18 protein-coding genes are annotated in these 24962 nt (G+C 72.2%); 14 read left to right on the top strand and 4 right to left on the bottom strand.

What is annotated here, in order from left to right; all coding sequences use genetic code 11:
* The first annotated feature begins 119 nt into the window (after positions 1–119).
* The 8 genes from ACQP10_RS31580 to ACQP10_RS31545 all read left to right on the top strand — a co-directional run bounded on the left by ACQP10_RS31580 (position 120) and on the right by ACQP10_RS31545 (position 10679).
* On the top strand, positions 120–2201 hold the full coding sequence (locus ACQP10_RS31580) for a putative bifunctional diguanylate cyclase/phosphodiesterase (protein ID WP_433540229.1): 2082 nt from the start codon (positions 120–122) through the stop codon (positions 2199–2201).
* Positions 2202–2358: 157 nt separating this feature from the next.
* On the top strand, positions 2359–2658 hold the full coding sequence (gene gatC, locus ACQP10_RS31575) for an Asp-tRNA(Asn)/Glu-tRNA(Gln) amidotransferase subunit GatC (RefSeq protein WP_179824916.1): 300 nt from the start codon (positions 2359–2361) through the stop codon (positions 2656–2658).
* The gene (gene gatA, locus ACQP10_RS31570; RefSeq protein WP_399500233.1) at positions 2655–4145 is read left to right on the top strand and encodes an Asp-tRNA(Asn)/Glu-tRNA(Gln) amidotransferase subunit GatA; all 1491 of its coding nucleotides are present in this window, start codon (positions 2655–2657) and stop codon (positions 4143–4145) included. The genes gatC and gatA overlap by 4 nt, the downstream gene beginning before the upstream one ends.
* A 48-nt stretch (positions 4146–4193) precedes the next feature.
* Positions 4194–5282, top strand: coding sequence for an AAA family ATPase (locus ACQP10_RS31565; protein WP_346019211.1), 1089 nt, complete (start codon positions 4194–4196; stop codon positions 5280–5282).
* A complete protein-coding gene (locus ACQP10_RS31560; protein WP_386148483.1) occupies positions 5279–5860 on the top strand; it encodes a hypothetical protein in 582 nt (193 codons plus the stop codon). The genes ACQP10_RS31565 and ACQP10_RS31560 overlap by 4 nt, the downstream gene beginning before the upstream one ends.
* Positions 5861–5918: 58 nt before the next feature.
* Positions 5919–7406 (top strand): Asp-tRNA(Asn)/Glu-tRNA(Gln) amidotransferase subunit GatB, encoded by a 1488-nt coding sequence (gene gatB, locus ACQP10_RS31555; RefSeq protein ID WP_390001462.1) that lies wholly within the window; start codon positions 5919–5921, stop codon positions 7404–7406.
* Positions 7407–7591: 185 nt separating this feature from the next.
* Positions 7592–9661 (top strand): VanW family protein, encoded by a 2070-nt coding sequence (locus ACQP10_RS31550; protein WP_390001355.1) that lies wholly within the window; start codon positions 7592–7594, stop codon positions 9659–9661.
* Between the two features lie 148 nt (positions 9662–9809).
* Entirely contained in the window at positions 9810–10679 is an 870-nt protein-coding gene (locus tag ACQP10_RS31545) for a glycerophosphodiester phosphodiesterase family protein (protein WP_390001357.1), read from the top strand.
* Positions 10680–10790: 111 nt separating this feature from the next.
* On the opposite strand, the gene ACQP10_RS31540 is transcribed toward ACQP10_RS31545, so the two are convergent.
* Positions 10791–11933: a PQQ-dependent sugar dehydrogenase gene (locus tag ACQP10_RS31540; RefSeq protein ID WP_433540228.1), complete on the bottom strand. Its 1143-nt coding sequence runs from the start codon at positions 11931–11933 to the stop codon at positions 10791–10793.
* A 71-nt stretch (positions 11934–12004) separates the two neighbouring features.
* Between ACQP10_RS31540 and ACQP10_RS31535 the strand changes: the two genes are divergently transcribed.
* From ACQP10_RS31535 to ilvC, 5 genes are all read left to right on the top strand, one after another.
* Complete coding sequence (locus ACQP10_RS31535) at positions 12005–12913, top strand: 2-hydroxyacid dehydrogenase (protein ID WP_179824907.1); 909 nt, start codon at positions 12005–12007, stop codon at positions 12911–12913.
* 266 nt (positions 12914–13179) lie between these two features.
* Complete coding sequence (locus ACQP10_RS31530; protein WP_433541957.1) at positions 13180–15870, top strand: putative bifunctional diguanylate cyclase/phosphodiesterase; 2691 nt, start codon at positions 13180–13182, stop codon at positions 15868–15870.
* A gap of 278 nt (positions 15871–16148) precedes the next feature.
* Positions 16149–17906, top strand: a complete 1758-nt coding sequence (locus tag ACQP10_RS31525; protein WP_346019217.1) for an acetolactate synthase large subunit — start codon at positions 16149–16151, stop codon at positions 17904–17906.
* Between the two features lie 58 nt (positions 17907–17964).
* Positions 17965–18489, top strand: a complete 525-nt coding sequence (gene ilvN, locus ACQP10_RS31520) for an acetolactate synthase small subunit (protein WP_179824903.1) — start codon at positions 17965–17967, stop codon at positions 18487–18489.
* Positions 18490–18528: 39 nt separating this feature from the next.
* Positions 18529–19509 carry a ketol-acid reductoisomerase gene (gene ilvC / locus ACQP10_RS31515; protein ID WP_179826349.1) on the top strand — a complete coding sequence of 327 codons (981 nt, stop codon included), beginning with the start codon at positions 18529–18531 and terminating at the stop codon, positions 19507–19509.
* Positions 19510–19868: 359 nt separating this feature from the next.
* On the opposite strand, the gene ACQP10_RS31510 is transcribed toward ilvC, so the two are convergent.
* Together ACQP10_RS31510 and dacB are read right to left on the bottom strand one after the other, a co-directional pair.
* Positions 19869–20816: a CAP domain-containing protein gene (locus tag ACQP10_RS31510; protein ID WP_433540227.1), complete on the bottom strand. Its 948-nt coding sequence runs from the start codon at positions 20814–20816 to the stop codon at positions 19869–19871.
* A gap of 348 nt (positions 20817–21164) precedes the next feature.
* Positions 21165–22730 (bottom strand): D-alanyl-D-alanine carboxypeptidase/D-alanyl-D-alanine endopeptidase, encoded by a 1566-nt coding sequence (gene dacB, locus ACQP10_RS31505; protein ID WP_390001362.1) that lies wholly within the window; start codon positions 22728–22730, stop codon positions 21165–21167.
* Positions 22731–22851: 121 nt separating this feature from the next.
* Between dacB and ACQP10_RS31500 the strand changes: the two genes are divergently transcribed.
* A complete protein-coding gene (locus ACQP10_RS31500; RefSeq protein ID WP_433540226.1) occupies positions 22852–24330 on the top strand; it encodes an MFS transporter in 1479 nt (492 codons plus the stop codon).
* A 32-nt stretch (positions 24331–24362) separates the two neighbouring features.
* On the opposite strand, the gene ACQP10_RS31495 is transcribed toward ACQP10_RS31500, so the two are convergent.
* A complete protein-coding gene (locus ACQP10_RS31495) occupies positions 24363–24908 on the bottom strand; it encodes a DUF1707 and FHA domain-containing protein (protein WP_346019221.1) in 546 nt (181 codons plus the stop codon).
* Positions 24909–24962 lie beyond the last annotated feature (54 nt).

The following is a 24962-nucleotide window of genomic DNA, read 5'->3' as shown; positions in this document are numbered from 1 at the left end:
CGGCGGGTAATACGGGGAACCACTCAAACCCACTCGTAACGGAACGTGCCCAACCGGTTTCGCGAAGTGGCCCAAAGGCCGTACTCTCCCATAGGGAACTAATGGGGGTTTTGTTATTCATGGCTGACCCGAACGACACTCGCGACACCGGGCCACGTGTGGGCTCACCACTGTGGACCTACCTCACCGCCGTGATCACGGTCGGGTTCGCCATCCTCGCGGGGGCGCAGTGGTGGCTCGGCCCGGCCGAGATGCTCGTCCTCGCCCGCAGCCCGATGTTCTGGATGCTCACGGTCCTGGTCGTGCTCGGGGAACTGCGGCCGGTCCTGCTGTCGTCGTCGACGTCCGTGGGCGGCACCTACCCCTCGACGATGTTCATCTTCGCCGCGCTCCTGCACTACGGCATGCCGGTCGCCGTGCTGATCCAGGCGGTCGGCATCGTCGTCAACGCCGCCGTCACCCGCCGGGCCTGGCACCGGGTCATGTTCAACATCGCCCAGACGACGCTGGCCTGCGCCGCCGCCGGCGCGGTGCTGGAGGTGCTCGGCCACCCGCCCGTCACGGCGGGCGGGCGGACGCCCGAGGGCTCCGTCCTGCTCGCGATCGCGCTGGCCGGACTCGCCTACTTCACGGTGCGGGGCCTGCTGGTCTCCGGCGCGGTGGCGCTGCACGAGCGCCGCTCGGTCCGCCGGGTCGTCCGGGCCGCGATCGGCCACCAGAGCCTGGTCTACGCCGGGCTGATCGGGCTGGCGCCGCCGATCGTGGTGGTGATGAACCACTCCCCGGCGCTGGTCCCGCTGTTCGTCGCGCCGATGGCCGCCGTCTACTTCACCGCGACCCTGTCGCTCCGCCGCGACCACCAGGCGATGCACGACGGGCTGACCGGGCTGCCCAACCGCAAGCTGCTCGTGCTGCGCACCGAGGAAGCGCTTGCCGAGGCCCGGCAGGGAGAGCGGGTCGGCCTGTTCCTGCTCGACCTCGACCGGTTCAAGGAGGTCAACGACACCCTCGGCCACCCGGTGGGCGACCGGCTGCTGCAGATCGTGGCGCACCGGCTGACGCACAGCGTGCGGCCGGGCGACGTGGTGGCCCGGCTCGGCGGCGACGAGTTCGCCGTGCTGCTGCCCTCGGTGCGCGACGCCGTCGCCGCCCGCGAGGTCGCCGCGCGGCTGCGGGTCGCCCTCACCGAGCCGGTCCGGCTGGAGGGGATGACCTTCGACCTCGACGCCTCGGTCGGCATCGCGCTCTACCCCGACCACGCCCCCGACTTCGAGCTGCTGATGCAGCGCTCCGACGTGGCGATGTACCTCGCCAAGGAGGGGCGGACGGGCGTCGAGACCTACGTCGCCGAGAAGGACCGCAACAGCCCCGACCGGCTCAACCTCCTGGGCGACCTGCGCCGGGCCATCGACCGCTCCGAGCTGCGGCTGTACTACCAGCCCAAGCTGGACCTGGCCGTCGGCGAGGTGCGGGGCGTGGAGGCGCTGCTGCGCTGGCGCCACCCGGAGCGCGGGATGATCTCACCCCGTGAGTTCGTGCCCATGGCCGAGCAGTCCTACCTCATGCGGCACCTCACCCAGTACGTCGTGGACGCGGCCCTGGAGCAGGCCGCGCACTGGTGGCACGCCGGCCTGCACGAGCAGATCTCCGTCAACGTCTCCGCCCGCGACCTGCTCGACTCGGCGCTGCCCGACCGCCTGGAGGCCGGCCTGGCCTACCACCGGCTGCCGCCCAAGGCGATCCAGCTGGAGGTGACCGAGCGCGTCCTGATGACCGACCAGTCCTACACCGCCGACGCCGTACGCGCCCTGGTCGCACTGGGCGTGCCGCTGGCGCTGGACGACTTCGGCACCGGCTACTCCTCGCTGGTGCGCCTGCAACGGCTGCCGGTCTCCGAGGTGAAGATCGACTCCTCGTTCGTCCGCCGGATCGGCCAGTCCGCCGACGACGAGCGGATCGTCCGGTCCATCGTCGACCTGGTCCGCTCCCTGGGCCTGCGCTCGGTCGCCGAGGGCGTCGAGTCGGCCGAGGTGGCCGACCGGCTCACCGGCATGGGATGCGACCTCGCCCAGGGCCGGCTGTTCGCCGGGCCGATGCCCGCCGCCGAGGCCACCGCCTGGCTGCACGAGCACCGCGGTCGCGCCCTGCCCGGCCTGGCCCTGCTGCGCTCCGGAGAGGTCCTCGACGCCCGGACGGCGTGACACCGCCCCGCCGTCCGCCTCCCGCGCCGGCCCGCGGGCCGGGCGCGGCGCCGGCCTCCGGGTGGGGTCGTGGGGGGCGAGGGGTCAGGCACGTTGGGTCACGCGCCCTAAGATGACAGTGTCCAATTGCCATTCCACGAGACGGGTTCAACGACTCATGTCCGCCATAACCCGCGACGAGGTCGCTCACCTCGCCCGGCTGTCCCGGCTGGCGCTGGCCGACGAGGAACTCGACCACTTCGCCGCCCAGCTCGATGTGATCATCGGTGCGGTCGCCCGCGTCGCCGAGGTGGCGGCCGACGACATCCCGCCGTCCTCGCACGCGCTCCCGCTCACCAACGTCTACCGCCCCGACGAGGTACGGCCCGGCCTCACGCCTGAGCAGGCGCTGGCCGGCGCCCCCGCGGTCGAAGACGACCGCTTCCGCGTTCCGCGCATCCTCGGGGAGGAAGCATGAGCCTCACTCACAAGACCGCCGCCGAACTCGGCGCGCTGATCGCCTCGGGCGAGGTCTCGGCCGTCGAGGTCGCCCAGGCCCACCTCGACCGGATCGCCGCGGTGGAGCCGCAGGTCAACGCCTTCCTCCACGTCGACGCCGAGACGACCCTGGAGCAGGCCCGCACCGTCGACGCCCGCCGGGCCGCCGGGGAGCGCCTCGGCCCGCTCGCGGGCGTGCCGATCGCGCACAAGGACGTCTTCACCACCGCCGACATGCCGACCACCGCCGGCTCGAAGATCCTCGAAGGCTGGCGCCCGCCGTACGACGCGACGGTGACGCGGCGGCTGCGCGAGGCCGGGCTGGTGATCCTCGGCAAGACCAACCTCGACGAGTTCGCGATGGGCTCCTCCACCGAGAACTCCGCCTACGGTCCCACCCGCAACCCGTGGGACCTGTCACGCATCCCGGGCGGCTCCTCCGGCGGCTCGTCGGCCGCGGTCGCCGCCTACGAGGCGCCGCTGTCCACCGGCACCGACACCGGCGGCTCGATCCGTCAGCCCGCCGCGGTCACCGGCATCGTCGGCATGAAGCCGACCTACGGCGGCTCCTCCCGCTACGGCCTGATCGCCTTCGCGAGCTCCCTGGACACCCCGGGCCCGTTCGCCCGCAACGTCATGGACGCCGCGCTGCTGCAGGAGGCGTTCTCCGGACACGACCCGCTCGACTCGACGTCCATCGACGCCCCGGTGCCGAGCGTCGTCGAGGCCGCCCGCCAGGGCGACGTGGCGGGGCTGCGCATCGGCGTGGTCAAGGAGTTCGGCGGCGAGGGCTACCAGCCGGGCGTGCTCGCCCGCTTCCACGAGACGGTGGAGCTGCTGGAGTCGCTCGGCGCCAAGGTCGTCGAGGTCTCCTGCCCGTCGTTCACCGTCGCCCTGCCGGCGTACTACCTCATCGCGCCGTCGGAGTGCTCGTCCAACCTCGCCCGCTTCGACGCCATGCGGTACGGCCTGCGCGTCGGTGACGACGGCACGCGCAGCGCCGAGGAGGTCATGGCGCTGACCCGGGCCGCCGGGTTCGGCCCCGAGGTCAAGCGGCGCATCATCCTCGGCACCTACGCGCTGTCCAGCGGCTACTACGACGCCTACTACGGCCAGGCGCAGAAGGTCCGCACGCTGATCGCCCGCGACTTCGAGGCGGCCTTCGGCCAGGTGGACGTGCTCGTCTCACCCACCACGCCGACCACGGCCTTCTCGATCGGCGAGCGCGCCGACGACCCGATGGCGATGTACCTCGCCGACCTGTGCACCATCCCGGCCAACATGGCCGGCAACGCGGCGATCTCGGTGCCGTGCGGCCTGGCCGACGAGGACGGGCTGCCGGTCGGCCTGCAGATCATGGCCCCGGTGCTCGGCGACGACCGCTGCTACCGGGTCGCCGCCGCGGTGGAGAACGCCCTGGAGTCCCGCTGGGGCGGCGCCCTGCTGTCCAAGGCCCCGGCGCTGTAAGGGCATTCGGGGAAAACGGCGACGGGCGCGACAGGGGGGAGCGGCGGCATGATCACTCGGATCGAGATCGACGGGTTCAAGTCATTCTTGAACTTCGACCTCGACGTGCCGCCCTTCCTGGTGCTGGTCGGTCCCAACGCCAGCGGCAAGTCGAACCTGTTCGACGCCCTGGGGTTCGTCGCCGACGAGGTCGCCGGGTCCGGCGGGCTGACGGGCGCGGCCCGCGGGCTGCCCGCCGAGCAGTTCCACCGGGTGGCGCGCGGCACCCCGGTGCCGGGCTTCGTCGTCTCGGTCGAGGCCCTGGTCGCCCCGGAACCCGGCGCGCTGCTGCCGATCCGGATCGACGCGGGCGCCGAGATGGTGCTGCGGATCCCCCGGGCCAGCGGCCCGGTCGTCAGCCACGCGGTCCGGCAGATCCCGGAGGAGCTGCTGGAGCTGGTGGTGGAGGACCCGGAGCCGGAGGCCACGCCCCGCCGCACGGTGCGGGCGTGGCGCAGGCACGCGCCCTCGCCGCGGGCCATGCGCCGCAGAAGCGTCCCGGCCGGCACCGGGCCGCTCACCGGCGACGGCACCAACCTCGCCGCGGTGCTCGCCCGGATGGCCGGGACGGCGGCGATGGCCGACCTGGTGGCCGACCTCGCCGGGGTCGTGCCCGGCGTGGCCGGTCTGGTGCCCCACGTCGAGCGGGGAGAGTGCTCCTTCGACCTGGTCTTCGACGGCCAGGGGCCGGCGCCGGCCGCGCTGCTGTCGGACGGCACCCTGCGGGTCCTCGCCCTGCTGGCGGCCCTGCACGACCCCGACCACCCCTGCACGCTCCTGGTGGAGGAGATCGAGAGCGGCGTGCACCCCGCCCGCGTCGGCGAGTTGCTCCGGCGCGTCCGGCAGCGGGTCGCCATGCCCGGGGGCGCCGAGCCGTTCCGGCAGGTGATCGTCACCAGCCACTCCCCGGCGGTGGTGGCCGAGACCTACCGCACCGACCCGGACGCGCTGACCTTCCTCGACACCGCCGTCCGCGTCGACCCCGACAACGACCGGGTGTCGCGGGTGACCGTGGCCAAGTCGGTCCAGCCGTACGGCGAGCCGGGCACGTTCGTCTCGCCCCGGCAGGTCCGCGAGTACCTCGGCGCGGCGGCATGACGCCCCGCTCGCTGGTCCCCGGTCTGATCGCGGAGGGGGAGGCCGCCGAGAGCTTCCTCGGCATCGTGATCTCCCGGCAGCTCCGGGAGCTGACCTGGATGTCGCCCCACGTGGTCGACGTCGAGGCGACGGAGATCGTGACCTGTGGCCGCGACCGCGTGGTCGCCGCGATGCAGGAGCTCGCGGCCGACTGCCACCTGCTGTTCACGCACAACGTCGAGTGGGAGCGCGGCAAGATCGGCGGGCGGGCCGACGGCGTCCGGTACCACTCCCACTACCTGGTTCCGGTGGTCAGCCTGGGCGACACCGACGCGTGGCTGCTCGCCGACCCCGCGGTATGGGCGAAACTGGAGGGAAGCGACCTCAGCCGGCTGCCCGCCCGGCCTCGTGACGTCGCCAGGATCGCGGACCCGGGCGAGGTCCTGGCCGCGACCGTCCCCCGGCGGGGCAAGCCCCTGCGCGACTACTTCCAGTACATCGGACGGAACATCGATCTCGGCGTGCTGGCCCAGGTGCCCGCCTACGCGGACTGGGTGGCCGAGACGCGGAACGCACTAAAAGGACTTGGTTACCTGTGAGCAACAACGCTCGCAACGAACGAGGAGTGGTGAGCGACCAGTGAACACGGAAACGCTGATGCCGTACGACGAGGCGCTGGAGCGCTTCGAGCCGGTGCTCGGCCTGGAGACGCACGTCGAGCTCGGCACGGCGTCGAAGATGTTCTGCGGTTGCCCGACCACGTTCGGCGCCCCGCCGAACACGCACGTCTGCCCGGTCTGCCTGGCCCTGCCCGGCGCGCTGCCGACGGCCAACGCCGCGGCCATCGAGGCGACGATCCGCATCGGCCTGGCCCTCAACTGCTCGATCGCCGAGTGGTGCCGCTTCGCCCGGAAGAACTACTTCTATCCGGACATGCCGAAGAACTACCAGATCAGCCAGTACGACGAGCCGCTGTGCTTCGACGGCTACCTCGACGTCGAGGTGAACGGCGAGGTCGTGCGGGTCGAGATCGAGCGGGTCCACCTGGAGGAGGACACCGGCAAGTCCACCCACGTGGGCGGCGCGACCGGCCGCATCCACGGCGCCGACTACTCGATCGTCGACTACAACCGGGCCGGCATCCCGCTGGTGGAGATCGTCACCAAGCCGATCCCGGGCACCGACCGGCTCGCCCCCGAGGTCGCCCGCGCCTACGGCACCGAGCTGCGCGAGCTCGTCCGCGGCCTCGGCGTCTCGGACGTGCGCATGGAGGAGGGCTCCATGCGGTTCGACGTGAACGTCTCCCTCATGCCGCGCGGCGCCTCGGAGTGGGGCACCCGTACCGAGACCAAGAACGTCAACTCGCTGCGCAGCGTCGAGCGCGCCGTCCGCGGCGAGATCGAGCGCCAGGCGGCCGTCCTGGCCGGCGGCGGCCGGATCATCCAGGAGACCCGCCACTTCCACGAGGACACCGGCTCCACCACGCCCGGACGGTCCAAGGAGGAGGCGCAGGACTACCGCTACTTCCCCGAGCCCGACCTGGTGCCGATCGCCCCCGACCCCGCCTGGGTCGCCGAGCTCAAGGCGTCCCTGCCGGAGCTGCCCGGCGCGCGGCGCAAGCGGCTGCAGCGGGAGTGGGGCGTGTCCGACCTCGACATGCAGTCCATGCACAACGCCGACGCCATCGACCTGGTCGAGGCGACGGTCGCGGCCGGCGCCCCGCCCGCGGACGCCCGCAAGTGGTGGATGGGCGAGCTGGCCCGCCGCGCCAACGAGGCCGGGGTGCCGCTGCGGGAGCTGCGCATCACCCCCGACGAGATCGCCCGGGTGTGCGCGATGGTCGCCGGCGGCGCGCTGAACGACAAGCTGGCCCGCCAGGTGCTGGAGGGCGTGCTGAACGGCGAGGGCACCCCGGACGAGGTCGTGGCCGCGCGCGGCCTGCAGATCGTCAACGACGAGGGTGAGCTGTCGGCGATCATCGACCAGGTGCTGGCGGGCAACGCCGACGCGGCCGACAAGGTCCGGAGCGGCAAGATCGCCGCGGTCGGCGCGCTGGTCGGCGGTGTCATGAAGGCCAGCCGCGGCAAGGCCGACGCGGCCCGCGCCCGCGAGCTCATCCTGGAGAAGCTCGGCGTCTCCGAGTAGCGTCCCTCCGGGGTGCCGGGAGTGTTTCCCGGCGCCCCGGAGCCCGGTTGCGGCGTCCCGGTGGGAAACAGCCCGAGAGGCACGTGAGAGACCAATTGTTACGTCTTTCCGGAGCTTCGCCGATGGTTCTGGTTTAGGGTTGCGGCAGGAAGAGCCGGACGCGGGACGCAGGAGGAGCCGGGGCTGTGGGGAACGCCGGATCACCGACGGACCCGCCGACCGACCCGTTCGCGGCGGTGCCCCTTCCCACCCGGCCCGTCCGCCCGGGAGCCCGCGGCATCGCCCCGGTTTCCGGGAACGGCTCGCGCCTGCCTCCGGGCGTCTCACCCGACATCTTCGGCCCTTCCGCCCCGGCACAGCCCTCCGGCGCCGCCGGGCAGACCGGCGGATCGGGCGGCCTGCCGCCCGTGACCCCGGCCGCCCAGCCCTGGCGGGTGGCCGCCCAGCCCGAGAGCTCCCTGCAGCAGCGGACCCTGCGGGACGAACCGTCCCTGGCTCCCGGAGGCGGCCCGGCGAGGCCCGAGCCGTCCCCCTCCGGCGAGGAGAACCCGCCCCCGCGGCGGCTCCGCCGGATCATCGCCGCGGTCCTGGCCCTCGCGGTGCTGGTCGGCGCCGCCTACGCCGCCGCCGCGATCTTCATGTCCGGGAAGATGCTGCCCGGCACCCGGGTCCACGGCGTCCCCATCGGCGGGCTGACCGCCACCGAGGCCGCCGACCGGCTCAGGGACGAACTGGCCGACGACGAGGCCAAGGACGTGGTCGTCCGGGCCGCGGGCAAGAAGTACGCGATCGACCCCGGCAAGGCCGGGCTGGAGTTCGACGTCGTCTCGACCATCGACCAGGCGTCCAGCGGCTTTCCCAGCCCGACCCAGGTCTGGCGGGCGCTGACCGCCACCACCGACCTGAAGCCCAAGGTCAGCGTCGAGCCCGAACTCCTGGACTCCACCGTCGAGGCCCTGGCCAGGAAGGTCGACGTCGAGGTGCGGGAGGGGGCCGTCACCTTCGAGGGCCTCAAGCCCGTGGCCGTCACCCCGGCATCCGGCCGGAAGCTGGACCGGGAGGCCGCCGCCCGCGCCATCGAGAAGGCGTTCCTCGGCCCCGCCCGGGAGGTCGAGCTGCCCGTCTCGACGGTCAGGCCCGAGGTCACGGCCGCGATCGTCAAGCGGGTCGCGGCCGACGCGGACAAGGCCGTGGCCGGCCCGGTCACCCTCACCCACTCCGGCAGGCAGGTCCGGCTCGACGCCGAGACCCTCGCCGCCCACCTGTCCTTCGAACCCGACGGCGCGGGCGGCATGCGCCCGGCGTTCGACGCCGCCAACGCGGTGGCGACCGTCGAGAAGAAGCTCGTCGATCCGGCGCTGGCCCCCCGGGAGCCGACCTTCGAGATCGTCGGGGGCAAGCCCCGGCTGGTCCCCGGCCGCCGGGGCAAGGGCGTCGACGACCACCGGCTCGCCCAGTCGGTCGCCCGGATGGTCGCCGAGGGCGGCAGCCGTACGATCCCCGTCACGCTGACGACCGTCCAGCCGCGGATCTCCGAGGCGGAGGCCCGGGGGCTCGGGATCAAGGAGAAGATCAGCGAGTTCACCACGAACTTCCCCTGCTGCCAGCCCCGGGTGACCAACATCCGCACGATCGCCCGGCTCCTGGACGGCTACCTCGTCAAGCCCGGCGAGACCTTCTCCCTCAACGGCGTCATCGGCCAGCGCGACACGGCCCGGGGCTTCGTCCCGGCTCCCATGATCCAGAACGGCCGGCTGATCGACTCCGTGGGCGGTGGCATCTCCCAGTTCGTCACCACCATGTACAACGCGGTGTTCTTCGGCGGCCTGGAGGACGTCCAGCACGTGCCGCACGAGTTCTACATCTCGCGCTACCCGGCGGGGCGGGAGTCCACGGTCTCCTGGCCCGCGCCGGACTTCCGCTGGAAGAACGACTCGAAGTACGGCGTGCTGGTGAAGACCTCGACGACCACCACCTCGGTCACGGTCTCCTTCTGGAGCACCAGGCGATACGACGTCGAGTCGGTCTCCTCCGACCGCTACGACTTCACGCCCTTCGAGAACGCGACCGGCAGCGGGCCCGACTGCATCCCGATGACCGGCCAGCAGGGGTTCTCGATCGACGTGACCCGGATCTTCAAGCAGGACGGCCGGGAGGTCAAGCGGGAGACCAGGAAGGTCGTCTACAAACCCGAGACCAACCTGACCTGCAACTCCGCGCCCGCCTCCGACCCGGAACAGGAGCAGGCGGACTAGCGGGTCCCTTCCCCGGGCCGGGCTTTCCGCGCCGCGGCCGGCTTGGGCGGGTTCCGCGCGGTCAGGCTTCGGAAGAAGGGAAGCAGTTGTGGATCTTGGGGGCTGATGGGAGGCTGGGGTCGGCCTTCTGGACCGAAAGCAGGTTCCCTTGAGATCTCCGTACCCCCGCACCTCCCCGACCGGCGCCGTCCCGCGGCGTTTCCCGCCCGTTCGCGGCGTGGTCGCGGCCCTCGTCATCGGTACCACGGCGACCCTCCTGCCCACCGCTCCCGCCGCCGCGGCGGCGCTGCCCTCCTGCCCCCTGATCTTCGGCCACGGCGGCTATCCCAGCGGGGCGAAGGGCTCCGACACGTGGAACCGGGACCAGGTCCGTCAGCCCAACCACCCGACCGGCATCCAGCAGCAGAAGAACTGGGGCGCCGCCGGGGTGGAGGCCGACCTGCAGCTCACCAGGGACGGCACCAAGGCGGTCATGTGGCACAACGACTCGACCTGGGGCCTGACCGGGGTGAAGAGGCCCGTCAACCAGATCTGGTGGGCCACCGGCGACGACAAGCTCCAGGGGCGGCGCATCAACCGGGGCGTGTACGTCGGGGAGACCGTCTACACGTTCCGGGAGTGGCTGACCACCATGCGGTCCAAGAACATGATCGCGCTCGTCGAGATCAAGGCGGCGGCCAAGCAGTCCCTGTTCAACGGGAACGCGGCGATCAAGTCCCGGGCCTGGTCGGAGATCCTCGACCCGATCAAGGAGAACTACCGGGCCCAGGAGATCATGATCTACTCGCACGACTCCGCGATCTGGGCCGAGCTTCAGAGCCGCGTCAACGCCCAGGGCCTCTCGAACGTTCTCCGTAACAGGCCGGTGTGGACGGACAGCGTCGAATGGGAGGAGCCGCCGCCCGCCTGGACCGGGAACACCGCCAAGTGGCAGAGCGTCCTCGACCAGGGGCCGCAGCGCGTGGCCACCACCTTCACCGACGCCTACCACAAGTGGCTCAAGGGGAAGTGCGCCTGATCGGCTCCCACCCACCGCAGCACGCACCACCCACCGACCCACCCAGACCAGGAGAAAACCCCCAAGGGGGAAATCCCCGGCCTGAGAAAAGGGGCCCGCCCAGGAAAAGCCCTACGGTTTCAGGGTCAGGAGGCGGTCGTCGCCTCGGCGGGGAGAGCCGCGGCCGTCCCTGTTGCTGGTGCCGAACCACAGCGACCCGTTCCGTGCCGTGGCGACCGCCCGGAGCCTGCCGTACCGGTTCTCGAAGAGCGGGACGGGCCTGCCGACGGTGCCGTCCGGCTTCAGGGGGACCCGCCAGAGCCGCTGGCCGCGCAGGGCTCCCACCCAGAGGGACCCGCCGGCGTAGGCCAGGCCGGAGGGGGACGCCTCGGAGGTGGGCCAGGTGACGATCGGGTCCGTGAACCGGGGGCCGCCGCCGGTGCCCTCGACCTCGGGCCAGCCGTAGTTGGCGCCCTTCCTGATGAGGTTGATCTCGTCGAACGAGCTGGACCCGAACTCGCTGGCGTACATCCGCCCGGACCGGTCCCACGTCAGGCCCTCGACGTTGCGGTGGCCGTAGCTCCAGATCACGTTCTGGAACGGGTTGCCGGGCGCGGGCCTGCCGTCCTCGGTCATGCGCAGGATCTTGCCGCCCAGGGAGCCGAGGGCCTGCGCCAGCGACTGGTTCCCGGTCTCGCCGGTGCTGGCGTACAGGTACCCGTCCGGGCCGAAGGCCAGGCGGCCGCCGTTGTGGATGGCGCCCCGGGGGATGCCGTCGAGGATCACCGTGGGGTCGGCCAGCTCGCGGTCGTAGCGGTAACGCACGATCCGGTTGTCGCGGGCGGAGGAGAAGTAGACGAAGATCCGGTGGTCGTCGGCGAAGGTCGGGGAGACCGCGACGCCCAGCAGGCCGCCCTCGCCGGAGGGACTGACGCCGTCGATCCGGCCGACCTCGGTGACCCTGCCCGCGGGGGTGACGCGCAGCAGCCGGGCGGTGTCGCGCTCGGTCACCAGGGCGTCGCCGCCGGGCAGGAACGCGATGCCCCAGGGAACGGCGAGGTTCTCGGCGAGAGTGCGCGGCTCACCCACCGGGGCAGCGGTGGCGGGCGACTCCGGGGCGCCGGTGGCGGGCGGCGCCGGGGATCCCGAGGCGCTCTGCGAGCCCGGGGCGGACGGGCCGGAGGAGTGTTCGGCCGGGGCCGCCGAGCAGCCGACCGCCAGGGCGGCCCCCGAGGTGACGGCCACGACGAGGGCCGAGCGTGCGAAGCGGATCATGTTTACCTCCTCCGTCAATACCGCTGCATACCCGAAGAGGTTCCGGGGTGATCCCTTGGATAATGCGGGACATGAAAATCTGGGTCCCCTCCCGAGCCGCCGCCGATGTCCTGTGTGATCTGCCCGAGGTGGAGTGCGTCGTCTACGACGGCACCGGTCCCCACCCGGCCGGGGCGGAGGAGGTGGAGGTCTGGATCCCCCCGCTGCTGCCGGTGCCGGACGTCGGCGGGCTGCTGGGCCGGATGTCGGGGCTGCGCCTGCTGCAGACCGTCACGGCCGGGGTGGAGGGGTACCGGCCGCACCTGCCCGAGGGCGTGGTGCTGTGCAACGCGCGGGGGGTGCACGACGCCGGGACGGCCGAGTGGGCGGTGGGCGCGATGATCGCGGTGCTGCGGGACTTCCCGGAGTTCGCCGCCGCCCAGCGGCGGGGGGAGTGGGCCTACCGTCACACGGGCGTGCTCGCCGACTCCACGGTGCTGATCGTCGGCTACGGATCGATCGGCGAGGCGCTGGAGCGCAGGCTCGACGGGTTCGAGGTGGACGTGGTCCGGGTGGCGAGGACCGCGCGGGACGGCGTGCACGGCCAGGACGAGCTGCCGGAGCTGCTGCCCCGGGCCGACGTGGTGGTGCTGCTGGTGCCGTCCACGCCCGAGACGGCGGGCCTGGTGGACGCGGCGTTCCTGGCGGCGATGAAGGACGGCGCCGTGCTGGTGAACGCGGCCAGGGGCGGGGTGGTGGACACCGGCGCGCTCGTCGCCGAGCTGCGCCGGGGCCGGATCCGGGCAGCGCTCGACGTCACCGACCCCGAGCCGCTGCCCCCGGGGCACCCGCTGTGGACGGCTCCCGGGGCGTTCGTCACCCCGCACGTCGCGGGCAGCACCCCGGCCTCCGGGCGGCGCACGCTGCGGCTGCTCCGCTCGCAGCTGCTGCGGTATCTGGCGGGGGAGCCGCTGAAGAACGTGATCACCGGCTCGTACTGACCGGGAAAGGAATCCGGCCGTGGCTGCCTCGTGACCTCCGCCGCCTACCGTGGATGGCGCGATCTCGATCGTTACATGGTTATCAGATCGGTGACGACTACGGCGTTGTCACCATCCGCGCCGACCGGAAAGCACAGACTGGTCGTGTGCCGCCCGGTTCGGGCGGAGGACGAAGGATGACGTGGTGACAGCGGCGACGCTGGGGCGGCGGCCAAGGGAACGCCGCGGAGGCAGGACGAGACGACACCGATGGGCAGACGACATTGATCCGCTGGCGTGACCCCCGGGTGCCGCCGGCCGCGGTCGCCGGGTTCGGCGCGGCGGGACTGGCCGCCGCGCTCGCCGACGGCGCCTCGGCCGCGGTCGCCGGGACGGTGGCGGGTGTCGCCGCGGCGGCGGTCGCCGTCGTGTCGCTGATCATGGCGGTGCTCCGGATCGCCGACCGGCGCGAGGCGCGGGCCTGGCGCTGGCTGGCGGGGGGCGCGGCCACCTGGCTGGCCGGGGCGGGCGTGCGGCCGATCGCGGACGGCACGCCGTTCGCGGTGAGCTTCGCCGACCTGATGGTCCTGGCCGGTACGGCGATGCTCGCCATCGGCACGGGGCTGTGCGCGGTCCGGCCGGCGTACGGGCGGGCGTCGCTGCGTGACGCCTCCGACGCCTACGTGAGCGCCGCCTCGATATTCCTGGTCGGCTGGGTCACCCTGCTCGGACCGGCCTACCACGACTCCGGGGGGCCGGCCGTCTTCGCGGTGACCCTGGCCTCGCCGGTGCTCTGCCTGGCCTTCACCTGCGCGGTGGGGCCCGCGGTTCTGCCCGCCCGCAGATCGGCGGGGCCGGTCGGCCTGGCGGCGCTGGGGCTGCTGGCCGCGCTCACCGCCACGGAGACGGCGGGCGCGCTGACCCGGATGACGGGCGACGATCCGTCGCCGTTCGGGCTCTGGCTCGCGCCGGTGGCCTTCCTGCTGTTCGCCGCCGTCCCCTGGTGCCGCCGTACGGCGCGCGCGCCCGACGCCTCGGACCCGGGTGACGACGCGGACGCGGACTCGGGTGCGGACACGGGCGCGGGCGCGGGTGGGCAGGCCGCCTCCTCGCTGATCGCGGCGGTGCCGCTGATCCTGGTGCTCGTGGCGACCGTGGCCCTGGTCCTGCGGCTGCTGGGCGGGGGCGTGGCGGGGCCGCCCGCCGTACCGGCGCTGGTGGCGACGTCGGTCGTCGCGGTCCTGGTGGTGCGGCTGTTCGTGATGCTGGCCGACGCCGGCCGGATGCGGCGCCTGATGGACCTCGGCGAGCGGCAGTTGCAGGACCTCGCGGAGAGCACCGGTGACGTGGTCCTGCTGTGCGACCACGCGGGCGTGGTGCGGGAGATCGGGGAGGGGGTGGAGGTCACCTACGGCTACCGCCCCGAGGACATGGTCGGCGGTTCGATCTTCGACTACATCCACCCCGAGGACGTCCCGGGCATCCAGATGGCGCTGCGCGCGATGAGCCTCGAGGACGAGCACGCCGAGGGCGGCGGCACCTGCATGATCGAATGCCGGGTGCGGGCGGCCGACGGCACCTGGCGGCCCACCGAGTCGGTGGCCACCCGGCACTCCCGGGGTGAGAACCTCCTGCTGGTCACGACCCGCGACGTCAGCGGCCAGGAGGCGCTGCGCAACCAGGTGGCGCACCTGACGTTCCACGACGGGGTCACCGGCCTGCCCAACCGTGCCTACTTCGAGGAGCGCACCCGGGAGGTGCTGGCCCGTCCCGGGGTGAACAGCGTCGCCGTGGTGTTCCTGGACCTGGACGGGTTCACCGCGGTCAACGACTCGGTGGGCCACGCCAGCGGCGACTACCTCCTGGGGCAGGCGGCCCGCAGACTGCGCGCGGCCGTACGGGCCGACGACACCCTGGCGCGCTGGGGCGGTGACGAGTTCGCGGTGCTGCTGGAGGTGGCGGGCGACGCCCAGACGGCGGTGGACCTCGCCGAGCGGCTGGTCCGGGCGGTCTCCGCCGAGCCGTTCCGGGTGGCCGACCGCGACATCGCGATGACCGCGAGCGTCGGGGTGGCCTTCGCCGACGAGGAGGTGTCCTCGGCCGACCTGATCCGCAACGCGGACGTGGCGATGGCGCGGGCCAAGGACATCGGCGGGCCGCGGGTGGAGGTGTTCGCCGCGCACATGCACGCCGACGTGGTGCGTCGCCTGGAGCTGGCGGCCGACCTGCAGCGGGCGCTGCTGGAGGACCAGTTCGCGATCGAGTACCAGCCGATGATGGATCTGGCGACCTCGCGCGTCACCGCGGTGGAGGCGCTGGTGCGCTGGTGGCGGGACGGCGCGTTCGTGCCGCCGGAGCGGTTCCTCGGCCCGGCCGAGGACACCGGGCTGATCGTCCCGCTGGGCGAGTGGATCCTGCGCCGGGCCTGCCGGGAGGTGGCGGCGTGGCGGGCGTCCTCCTGGGACATCGGGCTCTCGTTCAACCTGTCGGCCCGGCAGATCATGGCCCCGAGGTTCGTCGAGACCGTCGAGTCGGCGCTCGCCGAGAGCGGCCTGCCGCCCAGCGCGCTGACGCTGGAGGTCATCGAGGAGATGCTGGTCGAGGACGCCGAGGAGACCCTCACCCGGCTGTCGGAGCTGCGCGAACTGGGGGTGCGGCTGGCCATCGACGACTTCGGGACGGGCTACGCCTCGCTGGCGCTGCTGCGGCAGCTCCCGGTGGACATGATCAAGGTCGATCCGTCGTTCGTGTCCGGGCTGGGCGCCGACGAGACGCTGACCCTGCTGACCCGCACGATCGTACGGCTCGGCCACGACCTGGGGCTGATCGTGGTGGCGGAGGGCATCGAGCGGCCCGAGCAACTCGACCTGCTGCGCGAGATGGGCTGCACCCGGGGGCAGGGTTTCCTGGTGGCGCGGCCGATGGACGCCCGGGGGATCGACGACCTCATGCCCGCGGGCCTGCACAGCGCCGTCTGACGACCGCGCCGTACGGGGAGGCGTCCCGTACGGCACGGCCGTCCCATGGGACTCTCCTGCCCGGAATTTCATCTCGGAGTGTGAGACACCCGTCCCACCAATTTGACGCGGGGCCGCAATGTCGGCCATGGTGGGAGCCATGCATCACCGTGGGATTCTCGTAGTACTTCGCCGGCGCGCGGGCCGATAAGCGAAGCACTTCGACCTGCGCGCCGCCCCAGACCCGCCTGGCAAGGTGGGATGGGGCCTTTTTTATGCCATACATCCCGCTCAGCCACATGAGGAACGAGCCGATGACCGAGCAGATGACAGGAGCCCAGGCGCTGGTGAGGGCGCTGGAGCACGTCGGGGTCGACACCGTGTTCGGGATCCCGGGCGGCGCGATCCTTCCCGCCTACGATCCCCTATACGACTCCGCCAAGGTCCGTCACGTGCTCGTACGGCATGAGCAGGGCGCCGGGCACGCCGCCCAGGGGTACGCGCAGGCCACCGGCAAGGTGGGGGTCTGCATGGCCACCAGCGGTCCGGGCGCGACCAACCTGGTCACCCCGATCGCCGACGCCTACATGGACTCGGTCCCGATCGTCGCGATCACCGGCCAGGTGGCCAGCGGCTCCATCGGCACCGACGCGTTCCAGGAAGCCGACATCTCCGGCATCACCATGCCGATCACGAAGCACAACTTCCTGGTCACCGACCCGGCCGACATCGCCCGGACGATCGCCGAGGCGTTCCACATCGCCTCGACCGGCCGCCCCGGGCCGGTCCTGGTGGACATCTCCAAGGACGCCCTCGTGGCGACGACGGAGTTCCAGTGGCCGCCGGTGATGCAGCTCCCCGGCTACCGCCCGGTGACGCGGCCGCACTCCAAGCAGATCCGCGAGGCGGCGAAGCTGATCGTGGAGGCCAGGCGGCCGGTGCTGTACGTCGGCGGCGGCGTCCACAAGGCCGGCGCGGCGCCGGAGCTGCGGGAGTTCGCCGAGATGACCGGCATCCCGGTGGTCACCACGCTGATGGCGCGCGGCACCTTCCCTGACAGCCACCGCCAGCACCTGGGCATGCCGGGCATGCACGGCTCGGTGCCGGCCGTCGGGGCGCTGCAGCGCTCCGACCTGATCATCGGCCTGGGCGTCCGCTTCGACGACCGCGTCACCGGCGAGCTGTCCACCTTCGCGCCGCATGCCAGGGTCGTCCACGCCGACATCGACCCGGCGGAGATCTCCAAGAACCGGCACGCGGACGTCCCGATCGTGGGCGACTGCAAGGAGGTCATCGCCGAGCTGATCGCCGCGGTGCGCAAGGAGGAGCGCACGGGCGACTACGCCGAGTGGTGGACCCAGCTCGACGCCTACCGGGAGACGTACCCGCTGGGTTACGAGACGTTCGAGGACGGCTCCCTGGCCCCGCAGTACGTCATGGAGCGGCTGGGCGCGCTCGTCGGCCCGGATGCGATCTACACCGCGGGCGTCGGCCAGCACCAGATGTGGGCGGCGCAGTTCATCGGCTACGAGAACCCCGGCACCTTCATCAACTCCGGCGGCGCCGGCACGATGGGCTTCTCGGTCCCGGCGGCGATGGGCGCCAAGATGGGCCGCCCGGACGCGGTCGTCTGGGCGATCGACGGCGACGGCTGCTTCCAGATGACCAACCAGGAGCTGGCGACCTGCACGATCGAGGGCGTGCCGATCAAGGTGGCGGTCATCAACAACGGCAACCTCGGCATGGTCCGGCAGTGGCAGACGCTCTTCTACAACGAGCGCTACTCCAACACCAACCTGCAGACGGTCCGCCGGATCCCCGACTTCGTGAAGCTCGCCGAGGCCTACGGCTGCGTCGGCCTGCGGTGTGAGCGTCCCGAGGACGTGGACGAGGTCATCGGGAAGGCGATGGAGATCAACGACGTCCCGGTCGTGATCGACTTCGTGGTCCACCAGGACGCCATGGTCTGGCCCATGGTCGCCGCCGGGACCAGCAACGACGACATCAGGTTCGCCCGCGACATGGCGCCCGTCTGGGACGGCGAGGACCAGGTGTGAGCGGCGGACTGACGGACGGACACGGCGGCTCGGCGAGACGCCCGGCGAGGAGGAAGGCATGAGCAGGCACACGCTCTCGGTGCTGGTGGAGAACAAGCCCGGCGTTCTGGCGCGTGTCGCCGCGCTGTTCAGCCGCCGCGGGTTCAACATCGACTCGCTGGCGGTCGGCCCGACCGAGCACGAGGACATCTCCCGGATGACCATCGTGGTCAACGTCGAGGAACTGCCGCTGGAACAGGTGACCAAGCAGCTCAACAAGCTGGTCAACGTGCTGAAGATCGTGGAGCTCGACCCGGCGCAGGCCGTGCAGCGCGAACTCACGCTGATCAAGGTGCGGGCCGACGCCGAGACCCGCTCCAGCGTGCTGGAACTGGTCAACCTCTTCCGGGCGCGTTGCGTGGACGTCGCCCCGGACGCGGTGACCATCGAGGTCACCGGCACCCCGGACAAGCTGCAGGCGTTCGTCAGGCTCCTTGAGCCGTTCGGCGTCAAGGAGCTCGTCCAGTCGGGCATGGTGGCCATCGGCCGCGGTGCCCGCTCCATCACCGACCGCTCTCTGCGGGCCCTGGACCGGACCGCGTAAGCCGTACGAGAAACCCGAAAGGTTAAGCAAGTGACTGAGATCTTCTACGACGACCAGGCCGACCTGTCGATCATCCAGGGCCGGCACGTGGCCGTCCTGGGGTACGGCAGCCAGGGCCACGCGCACGCGCTGTCCCTGCGCGACTCCGGCGTCGACGTCCGCGTCGGCCTGCCGGAGGGGTCCAAGAGCCGGGAGCGGGCCGAGGCCGACGGCCTGCGCGTGCTCACGCCCGCCGAGGCCGTCGAGGAAGCCGATCTGATCATGATCCTGGCGCCGGACCACATCCAGCGCCACCTGTACGCCGAGCACGTGGCCCCGAACCTCGTCGAGGGCGACGCGCTCTTCTTCGGCCACGGCTTCAACATCCGCTACGGCCTCATCGAGGCGCCCGAGGGCGTGGACGTCGCGATGGTCGCTCCCAAGGGCCCCGGCCACCTCGTCCGCCGCCAGTACAGCGCGGGCCGCGGCGTGCCGTGTCTCGTCGCGGTGGAGAAGGACGCCAGCGGCAACGCCTGGGACCTCGCGCTGTCCTACGCCAAGGCCATCGGCGGCACCCGCGCCGGCGCGCTGAAGACGACCTTCACCGAGGAGACCGAGACCGACCTCTTCGGCGAGCAGGCGGTCCTCTGCGGCGGCGTCTCCGAGCTGATCAAGGCCGGGTTCGAGACCCTCATCGAGGCGGGCTACCAGCCCGAGGTCGCCTACTTCGAGTGCCTGCACGAGATGAAGCTGATCGTCGACCTGATGTACGAGGGCGGCATCCACAAGATGTACTGGTCGGTCTCCGACACCGCCGAGTACGGCGGCTACTCCCGCGGCCCGCGCATCGTGACGGAGGAGACCAAGAAGGAGATGGGGCGCATCCTCGCGGAGATCCGGTCCGGCGAGTTCGCCCGCGAGCTGGTCGACGAGTTCGACAGCGGCCAGAAGAAGTTCACCGCCTACCGCGAGGAGCTGGCCCAGCACCCGATCGAGGCCACCGGCGCCAAGCTCCGCCCGATGATGAGCTGGCTGAAGTAGCGGCACACCCCTCCCGGACCCGCTGTCCGGGAGGGGCGCCCGGTACGGCGACGCCCCCGCGGACGATTCCGCGGGGGCGTCGCCGTCTCCTCCGCTTTCCGGGCCGTCCGCGGGGAGGTACGGAAACCGGCCCGGCCCAGGTGGGAGGAGAGGGGGGAAGGGATCCCCGCGGTCTGGGCCGCGGGGATCGGGCCGCCGGGGCGGCCCGGCGGGGGCAGCCCCGGTGGTCACCGGGGTCGTCCGGGCCGGCCCCCGCCGTGAGCAGGAGCGGGCCGGACGCGTCTTTCGGTGTCTTTCGGTTCTAAGGGCCTTTCAGTGCCGGTCGGCGCCTCGCGGCGCCTTCGGCGTGCCGCGGTGTCTCAGCGGGCGGCGAAGTCCTGGGTCCAGTAGATCTGGCCCTTGGAGTTCTTGGCCGCGCCGACGCCGATGAGGGTGTACTTGCAGTTCATGATGTTGGCCCGGTGACCCGAGCTGTTCATCCAGGAGGTGACCACGGCGGCCGGGGTCGACTGGCCCATGGCGATGTTCTCCGCCCAGCCGGTTCCGCCGGTGAAGCCCGCAGCGCGGATGCGGTCCATGAAGCTGCGGCCGTCCTGGGAGGTGTGGCTGAAGTAGCCCTTGGCGGCCATGTCGGCGGAGTGGCCGTAGGCGGCGGCGCGGAGCTGCGGGTCGTGCTTGAGCGGCTGGCAGCCGCCCTTCGCGCGCTCCACGTTGACCAGGCGCAGCACCTCGTTCTCGTCGGCCGTGCCGACCGTGCCCGCGGTGGAGGTGGGGCTGGGCTTCGCGGTGGAGGTCGGGCTGGGTTTCGCGGTCGCGGTGGGAGTGGGCTTCGCGGTGGCGGTGGGGGTCAGGGTCGGCAGCGGCGTGGCCGGCGTGGTGGGGGACGTCGTGGGGGCGGCCGTACCCGTGGGCGAGGGGGTGGCGGTCGGCGTGGAGGAGAGGTCGCACGAGAGCCTGGCCGCCTTGGAAGTGGCGGTGTGGCCGCGGCTGTCGCGGATGACGGTGTAGTAGACACCGGGCGCGCACCGCAGGGTCATGAGGACCCGCCCGTTGCGGCCCTTGTAGGCGCCGCTCTTGACGACCGGGTCGGCACCGGCGACGGCCCGCTTGATCTGGATCCGCACCAGGGCGGTGTCGCGGCAGCCGAGCCGCGTGGCGGACGCGTGGATCTTCCCGGTGGCGGTGACGAGGGGCCGGTCCGCGTGGACGTCGCACGCGGACGGCGAGGCCGCCGCGTTCGCGGCGACGGGAGCGCTCAGGGCCGCCAGAGTTCCAAGGCACACGAGTGCCCCCAGCGGTCTGCGCATATCGAGTCCTCCAGAGGGTTGAGGCCGGATCGAATCCGTATTCTGGCGGCGACACAACGCCTCTGTCACGAAATTTCAGACAAAATCTTGAGTTGTCGGTAAACCAAAGTGATCGCTGGTGCGTCTGGGACCGTTCCCGCCTGTCCGGAAATCGCCCCCTGAACTGGTCTGCCGCCGCCGTGCGGACACGGCGGCGGCAGAGGCCCGGCTGACGGAAAAATCTTGCCCGGTCGATCGGCGCCGGGCGGGCCGATCGGTCACGCCGGGTGGTCCCTCAGTTCACACCGGGTGAGATCGGGGGCCGGTTCCGGATGGGATCGAGGATCGATTCCGGGCAGGACCCGGGGGTCAGCACTGGGCGGGCTTCAGCCAGGAGCATTCCAGCTCCGAGGCGTTCTCGGTCTGCGCCTCCTGCTTGAGCTGCACGACCGTGTCCACCGGCGCGTCACGGCGGAACTGCGCGAGACGGACGGCGATCTTGTCCTCGATGTCCCGGGGAGCGGCGGACAGGTACTGGTTGAGCATGACGGAGAAGACCAGCGGCTCGTTGTCGGCGCTGGTCACGTAGCCCGACAGTGAGGTGACGCCGGTCAGCGAGCCGGTCTTGGCGTGGACGTTCCCGGCGGCGGGCGTGCCGCGCATCCGGCTGCGCAGCGTCCCGCCGACCATGCGGTCGGCCTGACCCGCGATCGGCAGCGCGCCGTACCAGGCGTCGAACCACGGCTTGGCGCGCAGTGCGGCGAGGTAGCGCGTCAGGCCGCCGGGGGTCAGGCCGTCCATCCGCGACAGGCCGGAGCCGTCCCGCAGGTTCAGCGTCGTCATGCCGTTCGCCTTGGCGAAGGAGGTGATCGCGGCGAGCCCGGCGCTCCACGTCCCGGCGCCCGAGACCTTGCGCCCGATCGCCTTGGTGAGGATCTCGGCGTGCATGTTGTTGCTGAGCTTCATGAACGGCACCAGCAGCTCGCGGAGCGGCATCGACTCGTGCGAGGCCACGGTGGCGGCGCCCTCCGGGACCGCCGCGCGGGCCGCGCCGCCCAGCACCCGCACCCCGTGCCGGGCCAGCGACGCGCGGAACAGCGAGGTGGCGTAGGCCGTGGGGTCGTCGACGGTGACCCACTCCTGCTGCTCGTCCGCGACGGTACCGGTGATCACCACGGTGTTCGTGCCGTGCCGGCGCTCGATGGTGACGTCCGTCTCGGCGCCGGTCACCGCGCGGTTCTCGATCTTCAGGTGGTCCGTCTCGGGCGTGGTGGTGACCTTGGGCCGCTTGCCCGCGGCGTCCCCGGGGGCCACCGAGACGATGACGGTGCCGGCGTCGTAGTCGGTGTTGGGGGAGGCGGTCAGCGCCGAGATCTGCGCCGCGTAGTAGTAGGGCTCGTCGTCCCAGGCCCAGTCGGTGCCGAGCCGTACGTCGTCGAACCAGGTGTCGTCGGCGACGAGCCTGCCGGTGACCACCTTGATGCCCGAGGCGGCGACCTCGGCGGCCAGCGCGTCGTAGTCGGCGGCGAGCATGGTCGGGTCGCCGGTCCCCCTGAGGTAGAGGTCCCCGGTCAGGGCCGAGCCCGCCCGGCGGCCGGTGGACAGCACGCTCGTGGTGAAGCGGAAGTCCAGGCCGAGGTTCTCCACGGCGGCGGCGGAGGTCAGCAGCTTGGTGTTGGAGGCGGGGGTGAGGATCTTGCCGGAGTCCAGGGCGTAGAGCTCCTCGCCGGAGGCGGCACTGCGGACCACCACCCCCGCCCGCGCCGGAGTGAGCCGGGCGTCGCCGAGGATCTGGTCGATGTCCTTGACCAGGTCCGCCACGCCGGGGGCCGGTCCGAGGGCGCCGGCCGGGGCGGCCGAGCCGGTCGTGGCCCAGGTGAGGCCGGTGAGCAGGATGGCGGAAAGAGAGAGGGTGGTACGTCGCGAGGGCCGCACGGTGTCTCCAGGTGCTAGGCGTCTGCGGAGATCATCGGCACCGGCGGCCTGGCCGACAATACGGAAATATTCGTATCTTTCGCCCCTATCAAGTGACCGGTGAGTAGGGTTGAATGTGGCAATGGTCACACCGGCTCCCACCCCCCGCCCAGCCGGAGCCGCCGTCACCGTGTCGCGCGGGGTGCGCGTCGGCTACGGGGTCGGATCGGTCTGCACCGCGACGTTCTCCACGGTCCCGGGCCTGCTGCTGCTGTTCTACATGACCAACGTGCTGGCCGTGCCCGCCTGGATCGCCGGCGCGGTGGCCTTCCTGCCCAAGCTCTGGGACATGGTCATCAACCCCTGGGTGGGCCAGCGCTCCGACCGCACGGTCTCCCGGCTCGGCCCGCGCCGCCCCTGGATGCTGCTGGGCGCGGTCACCCTGCCGGTGACCTTCGCGCTGACGTTCGCCGGGCCGCCCCTTACCGGCCTGCCCGCCGCGCTGTACGTCACCGTCTGCTACTTCCTCACCGCCACCGCCTACGCCTTCTACGAGGTGCCCTACAAGGCGATGGCCACCGAGATGACCGACGACTACCACGAACGGTCGTCGCTGCTGCAGTGGAAGATGGTCTTCCTGGGCCTGGCGATCCTGCTGTCCGGGGCCGGAGCGCCGGCCCTCGCCGGGACCGAGGTGACCGGCTACCGGCTCATGGGCCTGGTCATCGGCGCGGTGCTGCTGGTGTCCATGCTCGCCTCCGTCACCGGTACGGCCCGCGCCCCGCTGGCCGGCCGGGCCGAGGCCGAGCCGTCGCTGCGGGCGCAGTTCGCCGCGGCCCGCTCCAGCCGGCCGTTCCTGGTCCTGCTCGCCCTGAGCTGCGCGCAGATGTTCGCCGCGGGCACCCTGCTGGCGGGCGCGCCGTACTTCGCCACCTACGTCCTCGACGCGCCCGGGGCGACCACCACGCTCTTCCTGTGCGTGGTCGGACCGCTGCTGGTCACCATGCCGCTGTGGATGTGGCTGTCACGGCGTTACGACAAGCGCGGCGCGATGGTGCTGTCGGCGGTGCTGTTCACCGCCGGCACGGCCGCGATGGCGCTCTCCGACCGGTTCGGCACGGGCTACGCGCACGCCTGCGTGCTCGTCGTCGGCGTCGGCTACGCCGGGTTCCAGCTCCTGCAGTTCTCCATGCTCTCGGACGTGGTCGTCCACGACGCGGCGGTCACCGGCAGGCGCCGCGCCGGGGTGTTCACCGGTCTGTGGACGGCCTGCGAGACCGTGGTCTTCGCGCTCGGCGCGCTGGTGCTGGGCTGGCTGCTCGGCGCGACGGGATTCGTGGAGTCCTCCGCCTCGGAGGCGGTGGCCCAGCCGGACTCGGCGATCGCCGCCGCCCTGTACGGCGGAGCGCTGATCCCCGCGCTCGCGGCCGGGGTCAGCGTGCTGCTCACGCTGCGCTATCCCATCACCGCCGAGACGATGCGGGCGGTGGACGCCGCCGGTGTCGCCGACGCCGCCGGTGCCGCCGGAGTCTCCGAGGCTTCCGAGGCCGGGGACGGGGCGGGGGAGGAGCCCGGGGTCACGGCGCGCGCGGGTGACGAACCGGAGCCGGCCGGGGCGTGACCCGGTTCGGGCGGGCCGAGGTGTGACCCGGTTCAGGCCAGTTGAGGCGTGATCACGAGGAAGCCGCAGTCACCGAAGGACAGCACGTCGCCCGGCCGTACCGGGGCCGGCCCGACCAGCCGCCAGTCGTTCAGCCGGGTGCCGTTGAGCGAGCCGAGATCGACGACGATCCAGCCGTCCTCGGCGCGGCGCAGCTCGGCGTGCACCCGTGAGACGGTCAGGTCGGCCAGCACCAGATCACAGGCCGAGCCCCGGCCCACCACGTAGCGGACGCGGTCGTCGCCGGGCAGCGCGAGGCGGGGCAGCCGGGGGCGTCGCCAGGCCGACTCGACCCGGCGGGTGAAGTCGGACGCCGAGGCGACGACGTCGGTCACCATCCGCCGCAGCCGGCCGCGCGGCGGCAGGTCGGCGACCAGGTTCTCCAGCTCGCCCTGGCTGCGGGCGCGCAGTGCCATGTCGACCCGGCCGAGGAACGTCTCGTGCGAGAGGTGGCCCTCGACGGCGCGGTCACGGAGCTCGTTGATGGCGCGGTCGCGGTCCCCATCGGACGCGCGGGACGGGGGAGGCGGCGAGCTCATCCCCCGAGTATCCGCCCCGATGCCGGAACCTGTCCAGAATATGCGGATCTCTTG

Origin of the sequence: Streptosporangium sandarakinum, assembly GCF_050942225.1 — a bacterium.
GTDB lineage: Bacteria > Actinomycetota > Actinomycetes > Streptosporangiales > Streptosporangiaceae > Streptosporangium > Streptosporangium nondiastaticum.
Note: the sequence above shows the minus strand (reverse complement) of the source record. Positions and strands in the feature narration are given on the sequence as shown.